Genomic DNA, 22661 nt, shown 5'->3' on the forward strand with positions numbered 1-22661 from the left:
ACTCCTATTAAAGAAACCCGCAGCTTACGCTGCGGGTTTTTTGCTTTATACATTTTAAAGTGAAATGCAGTAGCACCAATGGTAATAGCGTGTGGGTGTTTATCTCGTTATGTGAGACCGCTCTTGAGCATCCATGTACGTCATTGCCAGACTCCTATTAAAGAAGCCCGATTCGAAAGAGTCGGATTTTTGCTTTCTAGCGTTTAAAGCCTTCAACTTTATATTTCATAATGTCTTAATTTCTGTTTATTTTCATTTTTCAACAAACTATAAATAGTGAAAACCTGTTTAAGTATCACCAGCAGTTTCGGTCATTACTTATTTTATTGTTAAAACTATTTACCTATAGATACAGTGAGCTGTTCAAAGGGCTTAATTCTATCTATTACGTTAACCACCATTTCGTGTGTTGCGTCGTAATGTGGAATAACAACGGCACTGTTAGTTTGATTTTCTGACAAGAAGCTTTCAATACGTGCCGAGAGTCTTTCAATATCCACTAACTTGCCATTAAACTTTAGTTGACCGGTTTCTGCAATCTGCACAACTACCGTTGGCGTATTAACTTGTGAGGGATTGTTCTTCGCTTTTGGTCGATTCACTAATAAGCCTTCTTCTTTGATAAACGATGTTGTGACAATAAAGAATATTAGTAAGATAAAAACAATATCCAGCATTGGCGTCATATCCACATCGGCTTCGCGCTCTTGATGCATGTCTTTTTTACGGGCCATGTAATTTCCTTTTTATTATTTTGTTTAGCAAATGTGCATATTTACTATGTGCGAAGTTTTACGTAGTTGCAAATTTAATTTACGACACGCTTCGTATTAAGTGCTTTGCTTGAAGAGAAATATCACGATTTTAATAGTGAGGGGAGCTGTACTGAGTAGAAACGCTGACAAAAAATCCAGCCGAAGCTGGATTTTTATTTAGTGGAATTGTTTACTATTCAACAATATCCATCTCTTCAATAAGGTTGGTAGCTCCATCAACATGCTCCATTACCCAAAGCATATATTTAATATCAACATGAATAGAACGATTGAGCTTTTTGTCGTAGTCCCAGTCGCCAATAATACTTTCATATACTCCGTCGAAAACTAAGCCAACAAATTCTGCTTTATCGTTTAATGTTGGTGAGCCAGAGTTACCGCCAGTTATATCTAATGTGCCTAAAAAGTTAACAGGCACGCTGCTTAATTCTTTTTTAGCGTATTCGCCATATTGTTTATTCTTAATTAACTTTAATTGCTTTTTGGGGGCATCAAACGGTGTAACGCCGGTATCTTTTCTTACTATTCCTTCAAGGGTTGTATACGGTGTCGCCACTAAGCCATCTTGTGGCGAGTATCCCTTAACATTGCCGTATGTTACGCGTAAGGTGCTATTTGCATCTGCATACACAGGTAAGTCTTTAGAATTAAAGTAGGCAATTAATGCTTCCATGTATTTAGGACGGTATGATTGAATATTACCTGACAGCTCTTCACTAGATTCTTCAAGCTGCTTGCGCTCTGCTGATGTTGCGACAGCTAGTTGAATGAACGGATCGTTGCTGTTTTCAAAATCTTTAGTTGATTTCTTCATCCATGCAAGGCGTGTTGATTCTTCATTTAGCTTAGTCTCAGCGTACATCTTATTAAGCTTGCTTTTGAATTGTTGTTCATTAAAGCTCTTATCTAAGCCAAAAAACTTATCTAATGACTTAAGTCGTTGAGCTTGTGGTAATTTTGCATAATGCTGGAACATAGCTAGAACGATTTTTTGATCTATTTCAGCATCATAACGACGGTTAACTGCTTTCATTCCTTGCTCGAAACGCGCAAGATCACGCTCTTGATAACCACGCTTTCGCTCAATATTTGGTTTAGTATTTTCTTGTGATAAACGATATAAACGATTAGCGGTACTCAACATTTTACCGTAGTTTAAATAACCTAGAATTAAATCCCTAGCTTGTGTTTGCTGATCTTTTTTAATTAAATCGTTTAAACCTTTTAGTGCTGTGCCATATTCGTTTTTGCGTGCGCTGGTTGCGTTGATCCATGCGTCAAGCTCAGTTTCTAAAGATTTCTTACGCGCAAGTGTTGTACCTTTATTATAGCTTTCTATCATGCTGCCATAATTTTTTGCATAGTTGGCAAGGCTTGCGAGCGTACTTTCATACTTAATACGTGCATCGCTTTCTGGTGTTGAGTTTTCATGAATTAAATTAATAATTTCTTCACGATAAGCTTTTGCTTGCGGGTAGACCCAAGTAAATTGGTTTTCTACTTCTAATGCTGTGCGGTAACGATTAGTGCGGCCAGGGTAGCCTAAAACCATAATGTAATCGTTTTCGTCGACACTACTTTTGTTGACTTTTAGGTGATGCTTTGGCTCGTATGGAACATTATCTTCACTGTAATCCGCTGGTTGGCCATCTTTACCAACATACGCTCTGTAAAAGCCATAATCTCCGGTATGACGTGGCCACATCCAGTTATCAATATCGCCACCGTATTTTCCAACACTGCTTGCTGGAGCATGAACTAAACGGACATCGCGAATTGTCAGCTGTTTGAATAAATAATACTCTAGTCCACCATGGAAATTAACTACACTACAGCGGTATTTGCTGTCGTTTTCACATTCCGCAACCAATGACTTTGAGCTTTTATCGATGCTTTTAAAGCGATCAGCGCCAGACATGCTTTCATTTAAGCCAGCGTTGATAACATCAGTTACTGGGGTTATTTCTTCTGTTACATAAATACGGCTGCCTGGTGTTGCAGGTAATTCTTCTTTGAAAGATTTTGCTAAAAAGCCATTTTTAAGTAAGTTGTTTTCTTCTGTTGAGTTGTATTGAATCGAACCATATACACAGTGGTGGTTTGTTGCTACTAGGCCCTTGTCTGAGACAAATGAGGCCGTACAGCCACCTAAACTCACAATTGCTCCCATAGGGAAGCTTGTTAAATTTGTTAGGCTATTTGGGTCAAGTTTCAAGCCAGCATCGACTAGTTGGTTAGCAATGCTTGGCAATTGATGTGGTTGCCACATGCCCTCATCAGCAAGTGTGGCCGTTGAGGCCAACGCAAAGCATAGCGAAGCGAATTTTTTCATTTTTTATTCTCAAAGGGTAAAGTTTAAATCATTTGGAATTTTGCTTTATCACTTGAGCTTAGTCAAAAAATCTCCCAATTTATTTGTTCTATAACAAAGCGCTATTGTAGACTGTGCGAAAATCTTCGTAGTAGCTTAATATGCGGTCGAAGGGGGTGATATTTCGAACATTATTGAACTAAAGCCTAATTTTAATTGAAAAATTAATCCATAATACTTGTTGAATAGCTGTAGTTTAGATATTCTAAATTGATTAGGTAACAAAATGTTTACATTTCCTTTTGTTATTATCTAAATATTTGTGGCCAATAATAAAAATAAAGCGATTCTTGAGGAGGTTATGTGCTTATTAAAGATAATTTTGATGAGGCATTAAAGATCAGTGAATCAACCAATGAATTTTTAACTCATTATCAAATACCACCTAGCCCAGTAAATTATTCGGTTGTCTACTTACACGTTAGTAAGCGTAATGAAAAGTTAAGCGCCGAATTAGATCGGCATGTGCAAACATATCAAGAAGTCGATCTAACTTTTATGGAAGGTTTATTCGAAAAGTATATTTCAAATTCTCATGCTATAGATAAACAAATACTGGACCCGATAGAAAAATCGTTAACATCAACATTAGCGAAAATTAATTCTCAAGTCGATAGTGATAAAGTTGTTGCATCAAACCTTAAAAAGGCTGAAAGAGCACTTTCCAAGCACGAATATCATAAATCGATGCAAAATATTGTTACCTTTTTAATGAGTAGCATTACCGCGTCTCAGCAACAGCATAGTGACTTATCATTAGAGTTAACGCATGCTTGCGGTGAAGTGAGCTTTTTAAAAGCTAAGTTGGAAGCCGCAAGGCATGAGGCCATTGTGGATTCTTTAACAGGGTTGTTTAATCGCCGTGGTTGCGATGTTAAATTACAAGAATTAGATATTGAACAGGTGCATTCATCTTTAGCGATAGATATTGATCACTTCAAAAATATTAATGATCAATTTGGCCATTTCATTGGTGATAAAGTTATTCAGCGAATTGCAAAAGTAATAAAAACAAGTATTTCTGATCAAGATATTGCGGTTAGATTTGGTGGCGAGGAGTTTGTGGTGGTTATGGTGAATAAAACTATGACGCAAGCTCATGAAATTGCCGAAAAAATACGTTTAGCCATAGCTGAATTGAAATTAATGCAACGAGACTCTAAAGCGTATTTACCAAAAATATCGGTTTCAATTGGTGTTGCTCAACGACAAGATGAACTTAATTGGATGGCATTATTTGAACAAGCCGATACTGCACTGTATCAGGCAAAAAACAGTGGTAGAAATAAAAGCGTTTGTCTATAAAACGCTTTTAGTTGATGCTATAGCTAAGCAGAAGTAGGCTTTAATTCTTATTAATAAAGGATTGTGGAAATGATTGATCTGCCTGTAATTGGTTAATCAGCTCGTTTTCTTCACTGTTACTAGCCTCTTGTCCCCATGAATTAAAACTGACGAGTTCGTCGATAGCTCTACGTGGTAACCAATTTGCCGTTTCAAGCTCCGGCCTTTCGTGAAAATGACTAACATACCCTAAGCACAAATAAGCAATAGGAACGACGTGCTCAGGTAATGAAAGGATGTTCTTTAACGCATCATGATGCAAAATTGACACCCAACCAACACCGATACCTTCTGTGCGTGCAGCCAACCAAAAATTTTGTACCGCACATACTGAGCTATATAGGTCCATTTCTTTCATATGTGTTCGGCCAATAACGGCTTTACCTGTGCGTTTACGATCGCAAGTTATACAAATGTTTATTGGAGATTCAATAATTCCTTCAAGCTTTAAGTTTTTGTATTTATCTTGCTTGTCAGCGGCAAACATTGTTTGTGCCTCTTGATGGGCAAGGGTGAAGTCTTGATGGATTTTCTTTTTAACGTCCGGTGATTGAATAACGATAAAATTCCAAGGTTGCATAAATCCTACTGATGGTGCGTGATGTGCAGCATAAAGTAGACGGCTTAACACTTGCTTAGGGATCGCTTTAGGTAGAAATTGTCCGCGAACATCACGGCGATTGAAAATGGCTTTATATAAACCGTGCTGTTCTTGTTCACTTAAACCGTGCTGATGTTGAGACTGAAATGGTTGCTCTTGAGCTGTACTCGTGTTTTTGAAATCCAAAGTATTCCCCTTAATGGATTTAGAAGCGATCGGCCTTTCGCTTTATTTGTATTTCTAGGCAGGTCTTCTGACTAAGACAAGGTTTATATTCAGCTATTGTGATATAAACAATATTCGAAACCTTCCCAGCAAGACTACCAGTGGTTATATTCGAACTCATATGTCATTACAGCGTTGGGCACGTATTGGAGTTACACCAATTTCCCTATTCTCTTGGTCTCTACAAAATAAAAAGTAAAGCGGCAAGCACCTAAAAATAATTTCGTCGGCACTATAGCATTGAGTATTGAAATTGAAAAACGCTATATTAAATCAACTTAATTAAAATCAATTATTGTCTCTGGAAGATGTGAAAAGGGGGGAAGGGGTTATAAATAAAAAAAGGGAAAGCACAATGAAGTACCTTCCCTAAATAAACACTAGTTGGGTTTTAGTTTAACCTACGGGTTATATGTTACGTCTAAACTAACACCGCTTGCTGCTGAGTATCCATAGATACCTATGTGCCATGTATCAGCTGTTGGGTTAGTGAATGAACATGATTCGGTATTACCACTTTCATATGGACGACAGTCATAAGTAGATGATGTTGGTTGTGCACCACGACGAATGTACATGTCTGCATCACCTGTACCACCACTCATATTGAAATCAAGAGTCGCCATGCCTGCTGGTACATCAATGGTGTAGTATGTCCAAGCACGACGTGCAACACTGATATCAGTTACTGAAGCACTGCCACCTGTAGCACCGCCACCGCCAGTAGAACCTTCAGTGAAACTACCTGTTAGGCTAACACCCGTAAAGGCAGAGTAACCAATAACTTTCACATGGTAAGTGCCAGCTTGTGCCGTTGCAATTGGACATGACTCTGAGTTACCACCAGCATATGGACGACAGTCATAACTAGACGTTGTTGGTGCTGAACCAAATTTCACGTAAAGATCTGCATCACCTGTGCCGCCAGACATATCAAAACTTAAGCCAGTAGCACCTGCAGGTACTTCCATAGTAAAGCTTAATTCTTCTGATTTAGCGCCGGCTAAATTTGTTTTAGCTACGCCATTTTCTAGTACGTCGCCACCAGTAGGAGGTGTTGTTGTCGTACAACTTGCTGCTAACGCGTCTGACGCTGCTTTTGCTTGTACTAAACCGTAACCTGTTTTGTCATCACGACCCGCAACATCTAAATCAATCGCTGTTGCTTTTAATGCATCACGTACTTGTGTTGCTGTACAGTCAGGGTTGTTGCTCCAAACTAACGCCGCAACGCCAGTAACGTGAGGAGTCGCCATCGAAGTACCATTGTAATAAGCGTAATCTTGGTCGCCGACAACATTTAAGTTAGCATTCGTACCTAGTTGTCCCATCAATTGCAAACCTAACTCACGGTTTACAGAAACTGTTGGCACTGTTACGTCAGAGTTAGCATCAACTAGAAATGGATTTTGTAGGCCTGGACGAGCGCTATTACTATAAACGATAACACCCGAAGCTCCTGCGTCAGCACAAGCTTTCGCTGGGTTTATTTCAGGATAATTACTACCTATTTGGTTATCGTTACGTTCAGCTAAACAAATGTTACCTGATACGTTTGAACAGCTGTAGCTGCTACCTGAAAGAGTACAAGCGGCTAATACGCCATTTGCTGAACTATTTACGTTACTTACGGTAAAGCTGCCACCACTTTGAATGTAATGAGTTTGTGGTACAACTTCATCATTACCATAAGTTGTTGAACCTAAAGTGATGTAACCTAAACGACCATCGCCAGCAACAGTCGATAGAATTGCTTCGCCTGGTGCTGATATTTCAACTTGAGATGTGTATTGAGAGAATTCTGCATGTTGACGACCTTGATCAAGTGCGCCTACTGCCATTACTGAATCGTAAGATGCTGGGTAAGATAATGATGAATCACCATCGTTACCTGATGCAGCAATAAGTAAAACACCTGCATCAGCGGCAGCTTGTAAAGAGTTACGTTCGGCGTTACTTGAACCTGAACCGCCTAGGCTCATATTAATCACTTTAGCACCGTTATTGACACAAGTGTCTACCGCATCAACTAATTCACCCGTGTAACCCCAACCTGCTTCGTTAAATACTTTAACAATGTGCAAGTTAACGTTGGTATTTGGCATAATACCGACAACACCTTCCGAGTTATTTACCGCCGCGATAGTACCTGCAACATGAGTTCCATGTGAACCACCGTTTTGGTACCAGTTACCCGTACCTGAGTTGTTAGTACCTGTAGCGTTGTTAGCATTTAAATCTGGATTGGCACGCTCATAACCTGAATCAATAATACAAACCGTCATGTTGGCAGCATCATTATCTGAAACTAAATCAGATTGAGTATCTGAGATACCCCAAGGTTGATTTTGCGCCATTAAGTAACGCTTATAATCAGGTTCTGCAAATTCAACATCAGCATGACTGTTCAATTCGTTTACCATAGCTTGAACGTCATTAACGTGTTTTTGCTTTCCTAAAGAAATAACATGACGGCCATTCTTAAGTTTCTTCAAGTGTTTTAAGCTATGACCCGCTTTTTTCGCTAAACCGGCTGGCATCGCTTTTTCTGAAGAAAAATTGCTTAAGGTTTGTGCTTCAAAGCCATTTTTGTATTTAACAATAATACGATCGGTAAAGTCATGACTCTGAAATTTTTGACTTTCTCGCCATTGACTAAAATCAGAGTTAACGGCGGTCATAGTGTTGTTTGCATTTACTGGCACAGCTTGTAACTCAGCTGCTTCAAATGTTTGAGCGTTACTGGTAGCTGCCATAATAGACAGCGCAAGTACGCTTAAACCTAATTTCTGATTGTTTCTCATTTGAATTCCTCTGCATTTGCATTTGTTGCGCTGAATGAATCGATAGCGGAGACATCGGACGCATTTTTGTTATTAGTTGATGAATTATTCATCGGCAACCATCATGGCTTCATTTTTAAATTGGTAATAGCAAATCCAAGACTAATAATCATAAAAAAACGACAGAGGTAAAAATATCGAATTCGCTTAAGTGTTTGATATTGAGGTGTTTTTATTGTTATGGTCGTAAAATTACGAAAAGTTGTCGCATTTGTACTAGGGAGGATTTTCAGTGCTGCTAGTATCGAAGGTCAAACAAGCCATTCAGGCTTGAAGTTAGCAAAATGATTAAATAATTATAATAAAACTTAATTTAATGTAGAGACACCTGGAGCATCTATGAAAATTTCTAAATTTACAAGTTCTATAATTGCAATTGCAATTACATCGGCATTTACTGCTAATGCGAGTGATGAGCGCTACATAATAAAGGTTGACGAAAGTAAAAAAGGAATTGTTAAAGCGTTAGCCAAAAAGTTAAACGCTGAAATGAAAATAGATGGTAATGGCTATTTTGCCGCTTCCTTTAAAGGTAAGAGCTTGGAAGATGTTAAAGGTTTAATGAATAACCCACATGTTCAACTTATTGAAGTGGATCAAAAGCGTGAACTCATGTCAGCATTTAGTGATGATTCAGGCAACCCTATGTTAGAGCAATTAACACCTTATTCTGTCTATCAATCTCAAGCTGATCAAGTTTCATTTAATGCCAATGCCGGTATGAAAGTTTGTGTGATTGACTCTGGTTTAGATCGTTCAAACCCAGATTTTATCTGGAATAATATTACCGGTGATAACGACTCTGGAACTGGAAATTGGGATGAGCATGGTGGACCGCATGGGACACATGTTGCCGGTACTATCGGTGCTGCAGATAACAATATAGGTGTTGTAGGCATGGCACCTGGTGTTGATATGCATATTGTGAAAGTTTTCAATGCTGATGGTTGGGGCTATTCTTCTGACTTAGCATATGCGGCAGATAAGTGTGCTGATGCGGGCGCAAATATTATTAGCATGAGTTTAGGTGGTGGTGGTGCTAACAGCACAGAAGAGAACGCTTTTAAAGCATTTACTGAAGCAGGTGGTTTAGTTGTAGCGGCAGCTGGTAACGATGGTAACGATGTACGCTCATACCCAGCAGGTTACTCATCAGTAATGATGGTTGGTGGTAATGACAACAATAATGATCGTTATACTGAATCTCAATATCCAAGCTGTACAGTAACTACAGGCAGAGGTAAGAAGCAAACGACAACCACTGATGAAACTGTCTGTGTAGAAATTACTGCCGGTGGTGTCGATGTTTTATCAACGTATCCCGCGGATATGGCAACAAACTCTACAGTGAGTGCTGACGGCCAAGCTTTTGCTTCTTCTGCAATGGAAAATGCCGGTAATGCTAGCGGTAATACATATTACATGGGAACTGCTGAAGCCACAGATTCTGGCGCTAATGGCAATGTTTGTGTCATTGACCGTGGTAATATTTCATTCCACGACAAAGTACAAAACTGTGAAAACTCAGGCGGTATTGGCGCAATTATCATTAACAATGAAGCGGGCATGTTATACGCAACTTTGGGTGACACTAACGCAACTTCTATCCCAGCTGCAGGTGCAGCATTTGAAGATCGCTCTGCGTTACTAGCAGCAACTACCGCTAATGTATTTATTGGCACGAGTGATTATGGTCTTATGACTGGTACTTCAATGGCAACTCCTGCAGTTTCAGGTATTGCGGCTTTAGTTTGGTCAAATCATAACAACTGTACCGGCACTGAAATTCGTGATGCACTAAAAGCTACCGCATTAGATAGCGGAGCTGTCGGCCATGATGTTCATTTTGGTCACGGTATTGCACAAGCAAAAGCTGCTAACGATTACTTAACTGCTAATGGTTGTGGCGGCGGAGTTACTCCTCCAAGTGGAGATATTAGTCTAGCAACTAACGGTTATCGTGCTAAAGGTAAAAATAAGGTAGACCTTAGTTGGTCAGGCGCTTCAACATCATCAGTAGATATTTTCCGTAATGGTGCATTACGTACAACAACATCCAACGACGGTGCATATACTGATAGTTTCAGAACATCTGGTACCTTTACTTACAAGGTATGCGACCAAGGTACGGATAACTGCTCTACTGAGTCAAGTGTTTCATTTTAGTAAAACTTAGCTAAGTAATTAAAATATCCAGCTTTTATTTAGCTGGATATTTTTGTTTTCTCTTGTATGTAATATAAATGTAAATAGATAGTTAAAAGTCATTGTGTGGTGTGATAGTGTTTGCCTGTAGTTTTAAAAGTCTTGAGCTTTTAAAAAGTGATATTGACATGACTTCGGTTATTGTTGGTAGTTGTAAAACATATGAAGTTACTCACCCTAATGTTTTTAAAAAAATTAGAAAGTGTAATGAACAAAAGGGGATAAAAAATGTTGTTCACTTCGAATAAAAACAAGACCAAGTTTGTATCAGTGGTTGGCGGATTGATTGCCGTCGCATTATTAATGGGCTTTAACTCAGCCACAGCTAATGATGAACAGGCTCAGTCATATATCATTAGTGCAAAAAATTTCACATTATTGAAAAATAACTTGAAAGAGCTGGGGGCAACTCCTACTCATGAATTAAAAATCATAGATTCTTTTGCTGTTGAATTAACTGCTGAACAATTAAAGTCGCTTCAAAATAAACAAGAAATTAAAGTATCCACTAACCATAAAGTTGAATTAAGCGGTTTAGGGATTGGACAGCGCCGTTGGCAACCTAAATCTGTTGTTACTGAACAAGTAGATGCAACCTATGTACATAAAACCGGTAATTATGGTGCAGGGGTAACTATTGGCTTTTTGGATACCGGACTAGATCAATTACCCGGTTTATCTACAGACTTAAATGGTCGAGATAAAGCTTGGGGTACATATGATGCTATTAATAATACCGTCAGTAATTATGGTGATGAAGAGAACGGGCATGGTACCCATGTTGCGAGTATAGCAACAAATAGTGATTTTGATCGTTTCGGACAAATATACGGTGTAGCGCCTAATGCGTCTCATGTCGGTATTAAAGCGTTTGACTCAGAAGGTAAGGCAACTTACGCCGATGTAATTCGCGGTATTGATTGGGCACTGCAAGTTAAAGATCAAATTAATTTACGTGTATTGAATATGTCGTTTGGCGGTCCTGTTCGTTCAAATTATTGGGATGATCCACTAAATAGAGCTGTTATGAAGTTATGGCAGGCGGGAATTGTTGTTGTGGCATCAGCAGGGAATAGTGGCCCAGCCCCTATGACTATTGGCGTGCCAGGTAATGTTCCTTACATTATTACTGTTGGTGCGATGACGGACGATTATACGGCATTTAGTTACAATGATGACAAAGTGGCAAGTTTTAGTGCTGCAGGACCAACACCTGAAGGTTTTGTTAAGCCTGATGTTATTGCCCCAGGTGGTCATATATCGGGCTTAATGTCTTTTGACTCTCAAATTGTTATGGAACATCCTGAATATCATGATGGTGGTCGATATTTTGAAATGTCTGGTACATCTCAGTCGGCAGCCGTGGTTTCTGGCGTTGTCGCGCTGTTATTAACCGAAGAGCCATCATTAACGCCAGATCAAGTTAAGTGTCGAATCATCGATGGGGCGTATCAAGCGCGTAATGACGATGGTAGCTTACGTTATAGTGTTTTTCAGCAGGGGGCTGGCTTAGTGAGTGCGTATTATGCGCTGGCAAGTGAGAAAAACAATTGTGCTAACACGAATTTAGATATTGAAAAAGATCTTAGTGGTGAAGAGCACTACTCAGGACCGGCAAATATTAATGATGATGGGAATTTTTATGTCGAAGGCTTAGGTGATGAATATGTGTGGCAGTTAGATGATCCTCAGCTTGATGGTTCTGCATTGATATGGCGAATGAGTGCTACTGAAAGTGGTTCTGATTGGAATAATAGCGCTTCAACAGATGCGTTAATTTGGCGTTTTAATTTTGAAACAGATGCGTTAATTTGGCGTTTTAATTTTGAAACAGATGCATTAATCTGGCGCTTTAGTCTGTCAGATAACGAGATAGCAACCATTAACATTAATAATTGGGTTGCTCCAGAATAACAAATCTTGATTAAGCCACTGGTTAATAGTGGCTTTTTTCACTACTTAACCTGAACTCGGGATAATGAGAATGAAAAACATAACTATTTTAAAGTCTTACCAACAGTCAATCGACAGTCGTGGTATTTATGTTTAGTTCAAGGCGTTTAAGTGTGCCCAATAATGAGTTATTGGCAACTTGAATAACGCAGAAATAGGCTTTAATAGTGCTGCTGTAGCATTTTGCTTATCCCGAGTTTAGATTACTTACTACCGTCCTATCCATTTCTTATTCTGAGTTAACCACGTGAATTGTCGATTTATCTATTTATTAAGCTTTTTACTTTCTATTAATTGCATTGCGCGAGACGTTAAGCTATTTAAAAATTTTGGTATTGATAATCCCATGTCATACAACTTTGTTCGCACGATTGTAGAAGACAAGCATGGTTTTATGTGGTTTGGCTCTTCAGAAGGGCTTGATAGGTTTGATGGTCATCAATCGTTAAGTTTTCATCATGATGTTACTTTACCTAATTCATTAAGTTCTGATGTAATAAGCCGTATCATTATTGATCATAATAATAGAATGTGGGTTGGCACCTTTGGAGGTGGGGTTAACTTATACAGAGAAAAAAGCCAAGATTTTGTCCGCTTTACGACAAAAACGATAGGCACAGAGCTTAGCAATGATACAGTAAATACGATATTTGAAGATAGCCAAGGGCAAATTTGGATAGGTACTGAAAATGGTTTAAATATTCTATCAAATGAAAATGGAACGTGGGTAGTAAAAAAGCTATACCAAGAGTTAGGTAATCCAAAAAGTTTAACCCACAACACTATACATTCAGTTATTGAAGTCGATAATGGTGATATATGGGTTGGTACAAATGGTGGTGGTATTTCTGTATTTTCTCAAAACGGACAGTTTCTAAAAACTATTCAATTTAACAACAATGGTAGTTCAATCTATGTAAATAAATTCATTAATGACTTATACCTTGATGTCAATAGTAATGTTTGGATTGCCACAAGTGATAGTGGTCTTTTAAAGTATAATTTAACTACTGAAGCATTTTCTCATTATCAATTTAGTGCCAAGAATACCGCATCCCTTACCAGTAACTCAATAATAAAAATTTACCAAGATTCCGAAGAAAGTATCTGGATTGCGACAGATAATGGTTTGTCAATTTATGATAAATCAACGGATGACTTTGATCGCTATACTCATTCCGTAAACAATCCATATAGTTTAAATAGTGATTATATTATTACTTTTTTTGAAGACAGTAATAATATCATGTGGATTGGGACTTTTAGTGGCGTTAATCGTTGGGATCCTAATATGGCAACGTTCAGTCAATATAGTTTGCAAACTAATCCGGAAGTTCAAAATTTTAATATAACTAGCTTCGCACAGTTTGACGATAAATATTTGATTTTTAGTGCATATAGTGGGGGGATTTATCAATTGTCTTTAATTGATAATAGTATTTCTTCCGCTTCTTTTAGTGCTTTTTTTGCTGATTTTCGTGTTATGAACTTACTTGCTGATGGCAATACATTGTGGGTTGGCACAAGGGCGTCAGGGTTATTTCAGGTTGATTTGGCTACAAATGAAATTACTAAATTTCAAAACAACGCAGATGATGAAAAATCCATTTCAGCAAATAGTATCACTGATATTATTAAAGATAGGTCTGGGAATATTTGGGTCTCTACCTTTCATCAAGGAATTAACAAGTTAAATAAAGACGGAAGCTTCTCGCGCTTTTTTAATAATGAGATAACGTCTAATCTCGGGCCAAGCAGTAATCATGTTTTGCAACTTTTAGAAGATGATGAAGGCTTTATTTGGCTAGCAACATTCGGCGGCGGGCTTAATCGTTTTAACCCCAAGACAAATACTTTTCTCCATTTGAAGCATGATGAGAAAGATCCTAATAGTTTATCTACCGATCTCACCTGGATAATGGCATTTGATAAAAATAAAAACTTATGGGTCGGAACGCAAGCGGCTGGTTTAAACGTACTTAGCTTTGAAGACCGAGAAAAAGGGCTGTTTTCCTTCAAACATCTAGATACTAAAGATGGCATGAAAAGCATGACTGTTTACGGCATTACAGAAGATGTCTATGGCGATATCTGGTTAAGCACAAGCAAAGGGATTTCTCGCTTTTCAACCGCAAAAAGCACCTTCAAGCATTTTGATCTTACCCATGGCTTGGTTGATTTAGAATTTACTCATTCTGCCATTTATGCCGGAAATGACAACACTATTTTCTTTGGCTCAGGTAAGGGCTTTAACAGTATCAACCCCGAAAAAATAAATAGAAAATTAACCGCGCCGAAAGTGCGTTTGACAAATATACTCAAATTGAATGAGCCGATGCCATTAGATACCTCGTTAGCTAATTTGAAATCTTTACAGCTAGATTATAATGACCAGTTGATCTCATTCGAGTATGTTGGCTTAAACTACGCGAGCCCTGAGTCAACAAGATATAAATACCGTTTGTTAGGCTTTGATCATGAATGGCTTGATGCCGGTAAGTCTCGCCGTGCGACTTATACGAATCTGCCTTCGGGTAATTATCAATTACAAATTATTGCCGGCAATAGTGATGATGTTTGGAGTGAGCCCGGACTTTCATTAGATATTACGGTTAAACCTGCGCCTTGGAATACATGGTGGGCATATATTTTATATACATTGGCAATAGCGTTGATATTGCTCATATATTCACGGTTTTTAAATAGAAAACTTGCCATAGAACAACAACAAAAACTCTATTTAGAGCAGCAAGTACAAGAAAAAACTGAAAAGTTTAAGCTGAAAAATTTGGAATTAGCGCAAGCTAACAAACAGTTAGAAAAAGCGGCAATAGTCGACAAGGTAACAGGGGTGAAAAGTCGGAGATACTTAGATATTTATATTGAACAAACAAGTCAATTAATGAATCAGATGTATCAAAATTTACTTCCGGTGCAAAGAGAGATGTTACCTCGGCTGTATATTTTAATGTTGAAGATAAATAGTTACTCAGATGTTAGCAATAGCCAACTAGTAAATTTGACGGATCTGCTGCATTACACCAGAAACAATGACGATCTCGTTATTCGTTGGTCAGATGATACCTTTGCAGTAATTGGCTATGAAAAAGATAATAATGCTAGCGAGCTTGCTTCACGACTATCTGGCCGTTTTTCTAGTGTTGTTAGTGACGCATCGTCAATAGATATGGCTTATGCCTACTACCCATTTAGTCGGGAAAACCCATTAAATCTAACCTGGGATAAAATTAGCGTGCTTATTGAACAGGCATTGAAATTTACCAAGGAAGATAAGCAATGTTCGTGGTTAGGATTATGTGGGCCGAAATCTAATAATTTTGATTATATGCATCTTATTCAACAGCAAAGTTTAGCTAGCCTTAAAGAGCAAGTTGTTATTAAAACAGGACTAGTTTGATGGCCGCTGCAGGTTTAAATGCTGTTGTTGGTATTGCTTAGGTGTACAGTCAAAGGCTTCTTTAAAACATCGGCCAAAATATGTTTGTGATGAAAAACCAACATCTAAAGCTATTCTGCCAATTTGCGAGCCTTTTTGTAGTAAGCTTTGTGCCTTTTTAAGTCTGAATTCTTTAATAAAATTATTCGGGGTAGTACCGAGTAAAACCTTTATCTTTCTTTGGAGCTGACGCTCGCTCATTGCCATTTGCGCGGCAAGTTGTATGATATCTAAATCAGTATTCATATAGATTTTCGCGGTAATACTTTCCAGCTTTTCTAAGAATTTGTTATCGAGTGAGGTTTCATCTGTATCGTCTTGGGTAAGCTCTTCAACATTTTGATAACTATTGTTTTTTCTGTTTTGTTGCTGATCTTTATTGAAGCGCTCCAAATAGCCTTTTTGCAATGCCTCTCGCACCGAAATTAAGTTTGTGATCCGAGTTAACAGTTCTTGTTGGTTAAAAGGTTTACTCAAATATTCATCCGCTTGAAGATTTAAGCCATAGAGTCGACTATCTAAATCTGAGCGTGCAGTGAGCAGAATAACCGGAATATGCGAAGTTAATTCATGGCTTTTCAATTGCTTTAAAACCGCAAAACCGTCAATACCAGTCAACATAATGTCACATACAATTAAATCTGGAATATATTCTTGTGCTAATGTTAATCCTTGCTCTCCGCTGCCAGCGAGTAAACACTGATGGTTGTGCTCAATAACTTGCTTGATATGCGACTGCATATCTACATTGTCTTCTATCACCAAAATAACTTTTTGATTTTGAGTGCGAATAACTTCACCTGACTTTTGTTGTTCGACTAATAATGAAGAAACTTCTGTTTGTGAAATACTGGTAGGTGTCGATTGTTCTTCGATAGCCGCAGGTGCGCAAGGTATGGTTAAAGAGAATTTACTTCCTTGATTATATTCACTCACTAGGCTTATTTGCCACTGATGAGCTTTTACCAGTTCGTTAACGAGTGATAAGCCAATACCAACACCAAAAACACCTTGATTTTTTTTATCGTCAGCTCTTTGGAAACGTTCGAAAATTTTTGTTTGCGAAGCTGGATCTATACCGATACCGGTATCAATAATATCAAGGATAAAATTATCATTGTTAACTTGTGCTGTAACCTGAATACTGCCTCCTGCTGGCGTGTACTTAATGGCATTGGCAATTAAATTAAAAATGATTTTTTCGAACGCCTGAGCATCACAATCTAACCAAATACTGTCGGGTATATCACAAGTTAACGATAAGTTGTTTTGCTTGGCTAAACGGGTAAACGAATCGGCGGGCATTGCCATTAGCGTTTTTAGCCGAAATGTCGATATGTTTAACTGAGGATTGTCGGCGAGTCGAGAAAGTTCTAATAGTTGTTCCACCATACGAACAAGTCGCAAGCCATTGCGCTTTGCGGTCTGTAATTCTTTCCCTTCGTCTTTAGTATGCTCTTTCAGTAAATAACGATCTAAAATGCCATTAATTATTGTTAACGGTGTTCTAAATTCGTGTGAAATATTAGCAATAAACTTGTCTTTCAAGTCTAACGCTTGTTGCTCTGCAAGCTTGCGCGCGGTTAGGTTGATAAAGGTAATAACAACTAAGGGTTGGTTGTCACGATCAGCCCATTGTAGCTCCGCCTGAACGGGAAAATTAGTCCGATCTTTTCTCGCTGCCGAACATTCTATCGAAATTCCCGCCTCTTTGCGTTGTAGGGTATAAACATTACTTTTAAAGTCAAAAAAGTAGTGCATTTGATCATCATCAGCGAAGAAACTATTGACATTAGCACCAACTATTTCTTGTTCCAAACATTGAAACATTTGTACCGCAGCAGGGTTAGCAGAAAGAACCTTGCCGTCAATGGCTGTGGTTAAAATTGCATTGCTAGAGACATTAACGATTGCCTTATCTTCACTATTGATTAATGAACTGGTTAATCGTTGATTTAACTTGAGCAGTTCTTTTTGCGCTGACCGTTGAAGGTTAAAGTCTTTTTGACGTTTTTGGCTGACGCCGTTTTTGCGATAAATAATGATGATCAGTAACGAGAAGGCGATAGCCAGCCAAATAACCATGAGCACTGACTGCAAATAAGAATCAATTTTATAATGTAAATTAAATTCTACGCCTGCTAAATGGATTAAAAGCAAACATGAAACTAACAGGATAAGGTAAAGCTCCGGCATAGAGGCAGGTTTAGTCTCAGATGCTAGCTCGGTGTTATCAGAGGAGTTATAGGCCGCGAAAATGAGTGCGCTATAGGGAAGTAAAGTGAGTACTCCATTGAGGTAGATAGGAGTATAAACTAAGGTCCAATTTCCTAGGTAATCGACAAGGTTATTAGTGAGAATAGCGGCTGCAGCAATTGTTAGCACGCTATAAACACGACACCAAAACTTACCGTGGCACTGGTAACTTGTTATCAGTAAACGAATGAATATTAAGGCGGTGATCAATAAATGAAACAATTCAGAAGAAGCAAGCTTTGCCTTTTCAAACTGAGAAAACTCAAAAGGTAATAATACCAAGTAACTGAAACAGATTAAGGTGAAAAATATTGCTGGCACACGGCTACTTATATTTCTGCTTATTCTCGAGTCAGTAATATGAGGATTTGTTTCTATTGCCAGAAGAATAAAGAAGTAACTAAATAAGGTAAAAAATTCTTTTAATAGACCGCTATTGGTAATTAAATTTGCCCCTAAGAGTAAATTTGCTGTTAAGGCCGACAATAATGCTAAACACATAAATTGCCAGAATAGTTTTAGCGACTTAGATTTTATTTGTAGGTAGCTGAATACCACAATGCCAACACTAAATATTTGCAGTATTAGCAAAGGGCCTGATATTAAATTTATAGTACCGATTGAAAAAATTTCATTCATCAAAAAATATGGAAATAAAGTCAAAACAGCACAGAGAGGCAGTAATATATTTCTAATTGTTATTTGCAAAAATACGACCTAAGAATTAATGGCAACACTTTATGTTATTTTGGCGTGATTGGCATTTATTTAGTTGTTAGCAGTATACATCATGTTAATAATTTGTGAATAATTGCCACTCATATAATATCAAGTGATTTTGATCGTGGCGAGAAGGTTGCAGTAGAATTAGATGAAAAAAAAGCCAGCTGCAACTTTTTCAACTGACTTATATTTTGAGTTAACTATATATTATTTTAATAGATGACTAGAAAGTGTAGTTTGCCCCTAACATAAAGGTTCTACCATATTCTTGGTAGTCCATAATGCGTGCCTGATCGCCATTTTCTAATACTTTAAAGGCTTCATTGGTCAAGTTATTAGCTTGAAGCAATAATGTTAAACCGTCAAATTGTGAACCTTCAGCAAATGAATAGCTGACTTGTGCGTCAACAATAGTTTCCGCTTGAATCATTTTTAAATCACGACTACCGCCAAAGCCAGATACTTCACCTAAGAACTCACTGCGGTAACGACCACTGACACGGGCTTCAAAACCTGCTTGAGAGTAATATGCGGTGATATTAACGACATTCTCTGAAAGCCCTGGTAACGGTGTTGAACTATTATTAGGATCAGGCTTTACACTACTTGTGGTGTGCGAAGCGTTAACTAATAAGCCGTAGCCTTCTAATACTGGTGTAAACATTTCACCGGTAAGTGACATACTAAATTCAATACCGCTGATATCACCACCTTCGCCATTTTGAGGAGTAGAGCTGTAGCCTAAGAAGTATTCTGGAGAACAGGTTACTTCATCGCCGGCATCATTTATACAATCATCAGGAGTAGGGTAGCCGGTAAAGTCTTCTACCACTTGTTCATTGTAAATATAGTTTTCTAAGTCTTTATAGAATAGCGCTATTGCCGTGTAGCCTTTGTTGTCAGTAAAGTAGTGCTCGTAAGATAAATCGATAGAGTTTGCGATCCAAGGTTTAAGTTCAGGGTTACCACCGGAAGCACTCCATGGAGAGTTGTCTAATTCAGTGCTGTCCTCATACTTGTTATCAAAACTGTATTGGCCACTGGCACGTAAATCATCCATACGAGCACGTGATAAGGTTCTGGCAATACCTAAACGAAGTATGTCTTCATCGGTTATGTTTAAGCTTAGGTTAAGGCTAGGTAAAAATTCCCAGTATTTATCACCGCCTGTTTTACTAACATCATTATTCTTTTGGTCTGAGCTGATCGCCTCAGAGAATTGATCAGTATAAACCGCTTGCAGGCCAAAATTACCTTTTAGAACGTAGTCACCCACTTCGGTATCAATATCTAGCTTGCTGTAAATAGTGGTGACTTTTTCTTTAACTAACCAAGCTTTCTCTGTAACATCTGGGTGAACAAAATCTTCTATTTGATATAAGCCACTATTCCATAAGTTCCATGCGTCATAGGTAATAACATCACCTAAACCGAATTTGCTATAATCAACTAAGCCAGCATTAGCTGCGCCGTAATAAATACTGTCGCCACTTGCTAAACCTTTAATAACAAATTCATCAGCTGACTTTTCTTTCGTGCGCTCGATGTAATGGACGCCGAAAGATAAATTATTGTATACGTCGCTATCAATGTAACGAGAAAATGCTAAGCGAACTTGGTTAATTTCATCGTCAATATAGCTAAACTTATTAAAGCCAACTTGACCCCAACCAGCAGAATCCGTTATACCAACTTTTGTTGGGTCACTGTAATCAATGTCATGGGTAAACTTTGGACCTTCACTGGTCATTTCATACGACATGGTATCAAATTCGTCATTTGTGCCAGCATAAGTTTCTAAGTTCATGTCAGTGCGGTCAACATTAGAATGGGCAAGATCAAGTTCCATAGTCCAGTCGTCGTTAATGTTGTACTCGGTATTCCAACCAACAGCAAAAAGCTTACTATCACGGCTATTTAAATCACTGCGAATAATGGGTTTAATATTGTCATACGTACCTGCGATAATATTGCCATTTTCATCTGTGGTATAGTCTGGGTGTAAGTTAGCACCGCCCCATGCTAGGCCCATTTCAACCATAGAAATGTTTTGCTTTTCTTCAAATTCTGAATAGAAAATGTCAAGTGTTGAGTGCAGTTTGTCATTTGGCGCATACTCAATAATTGCCATGACTGAATCACGTTCGAGTAAGTTTGAGTTATTGGAAAGTTTAGCGCCACCAAACTCTTTTTCATCTTCTCCGCGATCCGCATAACCCCATGACTCAAAACGTTCTATCTGGTTAGGGGTTGAAGCGTGAGAAAAACCAAGCGCAACGCCAATAGTGTCATCAGCAAACTGGTCGATATAGGTAGCATTTAAACGCTCACCTTTATCATCACCTAAAGGATGAACAGCATCGTCTTGGCTCATTTCATAACGGCCACCAACAGAAAAGGTTTGCTCGCCGTGAGCTAGAGGCTTGATAGTTTGCATATCAACCGTACCAGCAAGGCCTTGGCCGATTAATGTTGCGTCAGGTGTTTTATACACTAGTACGCCATTGAGTAATTCTGATGGAAATTGATCAAATTCAACGCCGCGGTTATCACCGGTTGAAACCACTTCACGACCATTAAATAGTGCGGTCGAAAAATCTGCCGACATACCACGAATACTGATGTTTTGGGCACGACCATTTAAACGTTGTGCGGTTACACCGGGCAGGCGCGCTAGCGATTCAGCAATACTAACATCAGGTAATTTACCAATGTCTTCCGCAGATATGGCTTCAACAATGGAGCTTGAGTCCATTTTAATTGATTGTGACGCTTCTAAGCTGCGGCGAATGCCACGAACTTCAATAATTTCTATTTTAGATTCATCTATTTCAGGCGATCCTTGCACAGCGTTGTCTTGTGCAAAAAGTGAAAATGAACAAAGACCAGTTCCAAGTAACGCAATTGATATCGCACTAGGTTTAAACGAAAGCATAATGATTCCTCGATTATAAAGTGATTAGGTGTCTTTATAATTTTTTGAAAGTTGCGCTGTAATTCAACAGCAGTGTTTCAGCGCGGGCATGTTAGCTTTTCTAAAAGTTCAAAAATATCTCGTGCATACGTATGCATTTGGTGTGATATCAAAGAATTACTTTTTAGTTACTTGCTTTTCGATTTTTATTTATTGTTTGGTGAATTTTTGCTCTACTTGTAATGCCTGATGTTACATTTTTTGGGCGAAAGGGAAGGGAGGTCACAACAATTAGTTACTGAAGCTATGTTCATTCAAGATTATTCTTTACGACAAATACCAGCGAGGATTAGCTTATAGGTATATATTGCCGTTATTTTCAATTTCAGTAAGGTAAATACGGGTCATTAGCTCTAGCTGGTGATAATTTGGTAGCATATGCTGACAAAGTTGATAAAAGGCTTTGTTGTGGTCTTTTTCTTTTAAGTGCGCGAGTTCGTGTACCACAATCATATTTAATAGCGCTTCTGGCGCTTTCTTAAAAACGCTGCCGATGCGTAGCTCATTTTTACTTTTTAATTTATTACCTTGTACGCGAGCAACATAAGTGTGCAAACCGAGCGCGTTATTAACAGTATGAATTTTATCATCGTATTTCACTTGGCTTAGTGGCGCTGACTTTTTTAAAAATTGTTGTTTTAATTCTAAGGTATATTGGCGTAATGCTTTATCCGACGTGATGTTATGGGGGCTGGGAAATTGTGCTAATAAATAGGGCTTTAACTTATCTTCAGATATCAGCTTTAACACTTGTTGTTGTATATCTATAGCGTAATGAGATAAGTACTTTAACGGAGTGGTCATTTGAATTAATTAGCTTTTGTGTTTCTAATGATTGTGAACAAGCGCATAGTTTACGCTAATTTTTTATCAATATTCATTATATTGTATTTCTCTTCTCGCTAATAATAAAAACTTTAATTGTTCATTAAT

The 22661-nt window shown here is 38.2% G+C and carries 11 protein-coding genes and 1 riboswitch; of the genes, 4 read left to right on the top strand and 7 right to left on the bottom strand.

Going from position 1 to position 22661, the window contains the following annotated elements; translation table 11 throughout:
• Nucleotides 1-335 precede the first annotated feature (335 nt).
• Both AC27JP_RS11610 and AC27JP_RS11615 read right to left on the bottom strand, forming a co-directional pair.
• Nucleotides 336-734: an ExbD/TolR family protein gene (locus AC27JP_RS11610; protein WP_487115217.1), complete on the bottom strand. Its 399-nt coding sequence runs from the start codon at nt 732-734 to the stop codon at nt 336-338.
• 214 nt (nt 735-948) lie between these two features.
• Complete coding sequence (locus AC27JP_RS11615) at nt 949-3108, bottom strand: S46 family peptidase (protein WP_487115219.1); 2160 nt, start codon at nt 3106-3108, stop codon at nt 949-951.
• Between the two features lie 342 nt (nt 3109-3450).
• Here AC27JP_RS11615 and AC27JP_RS11620 point away from each other — a divergent pair, with 342 nt between their 5' ends.
• Nucleotides 3451-4452 carry a GGDEF domain-containing protein gene (locus AC27JP_RS11620; protein ID WP_487115221.1) on the top strand — a complete coding sequence of 334 codons (1002 nt, stop codon included), beginning with the start codon at nt 3451-3453 and terminating at the stop codon, nt 4450-4452.
• A gap of 40 nt (nt 4453-4492) precedes the next feature.
• Here AC27JP_RS11620 and bluB read toward each other — a convergent pair whose 3' ends face one another.
• Both bluB and AC27JP_RS11630 read right to left on the bottom strand, forming a co-directional pair.
• On the bottom strand, nt 4493-5278 hold the full coding sequence (gene bluB / locus AC27JP_RS11625; RefSeq protein ID WP_487115223.1) for a 5,6-dimethylbenzimidazole synthase: 786 nt from the start codon (nt 5276-5278) through the stop codon (nt 4493-4495).
• 40 nt (nt 5279-5318) lie between these two features.
• A riboswitch (cobalamin riboswitch) is annotated at nt 5319-5547 on the bottom strand.
• A 171-nt stretch (nt 5548-5718) separates the two neighbouring features.
• Nucleotides 5719-8121, bottom strand: coding sequence for a S8 family serine peptidase (locus tag AC27JP_RS11630; protein WP_487115224.1), 2403 nt, complete (start codon nt 8119-8121; stop codon nt 5719-5721).
• A gap of 378 nt (nt 8122-8499) precedes the next feature.
• Between AC27JP_RS11630 and AC27JP_RS11635 the strand changes: the two genes are divergently transcribed.
• From AC27JP_RS11635 to AC27JP_RS11645, 3 genes are all read left to right on the top strand, one after another.
• Nucleotides 8500-10326, top strand: coding sequence for a S8 family serine peptidase (locus tag AC27JP_RS11635; RefSeq protein ID WP_487115226.1), 1827 nt, complete (start codon nt 8500-8502; stop codon nt 10324-10326).
• Between the two features lie 267 nt (nt 10327-10593).
• Nucleotides 10594-12279: a S8 family peptidase gene (locus AC27JP_RS11640; protein ID WP_487115228.1), complete on the top strand. Its 1686-nt coding sequence runs from the start codon at nt 10594-10596 to the stop codon at nt 12277-12279.
• Nucleotides 12280-12664: 385 nt separating this feature from the next.
• Nucleotides 12665-15736, top strand: a complete 3072-nt coding sequence (locus AC27JP_RS11645) for a ligand-binding sensor domain-containing diguanylate cyclase (protein ID WP_487115230.1) — start codon at nt 12665-12667, stop codon at nt 15734-15736.
• Here AC27JP_RS11645 and AC27JP_RS11650 read toward each other — a convergent pair.
• The 3 genes from AC27JP_RS11650 to AC27JP_RS11660 form a co-directional block, all read right to left on the bottom strand.
• On the bottom strand, nt 15728-18532 hold the full coding sequence (locus AC27JP_RS11650) for an ATP-binding protein (RefSeq protein ID WP_487115232.1): 2805 nt from the start codon (nt 18530-18532) through the stop codon (nt 15728-15730). The genes AC27JP_RS11645 and AC27JP_RS11650 overlap by 9 nt on opposite strands.
• Nucleotides 18533-18977: 445 nt before the next feature.
• Nucleotides 18978-21689 carry a TonB-dependent receptor gene (locus tag AC27JP_RS11655; protein ID WP_487115234.1) on the bottom strand — a complete coding sequence of 904 codons (2712 nt, stop codon included), beginning with the start codon at nt 21687-21689 and terminating at the stop codon, nt 18978-18980.
• A 333-nt stretch (nt 21690-22022) separates the two neighbouring features.
• The gene (locus AC27JP_RS11660; RefSeq protein ID WP_487115236.1) at nt 22023-22532 is read right to left on the bottom strand and encodes a YgjP-like metallopeptidase domain-containing protein; all 510 of its coding nucleotides are present in this window, start codon (nt 22530-22532) and stop codon (nt 22023-22025) included.
• Nucleotides 22533-22661: the final 129 nt, after the last annotated feature.

This window comes from Colwellia sp. SU-HH01172 (assembly GCF_057553355.1).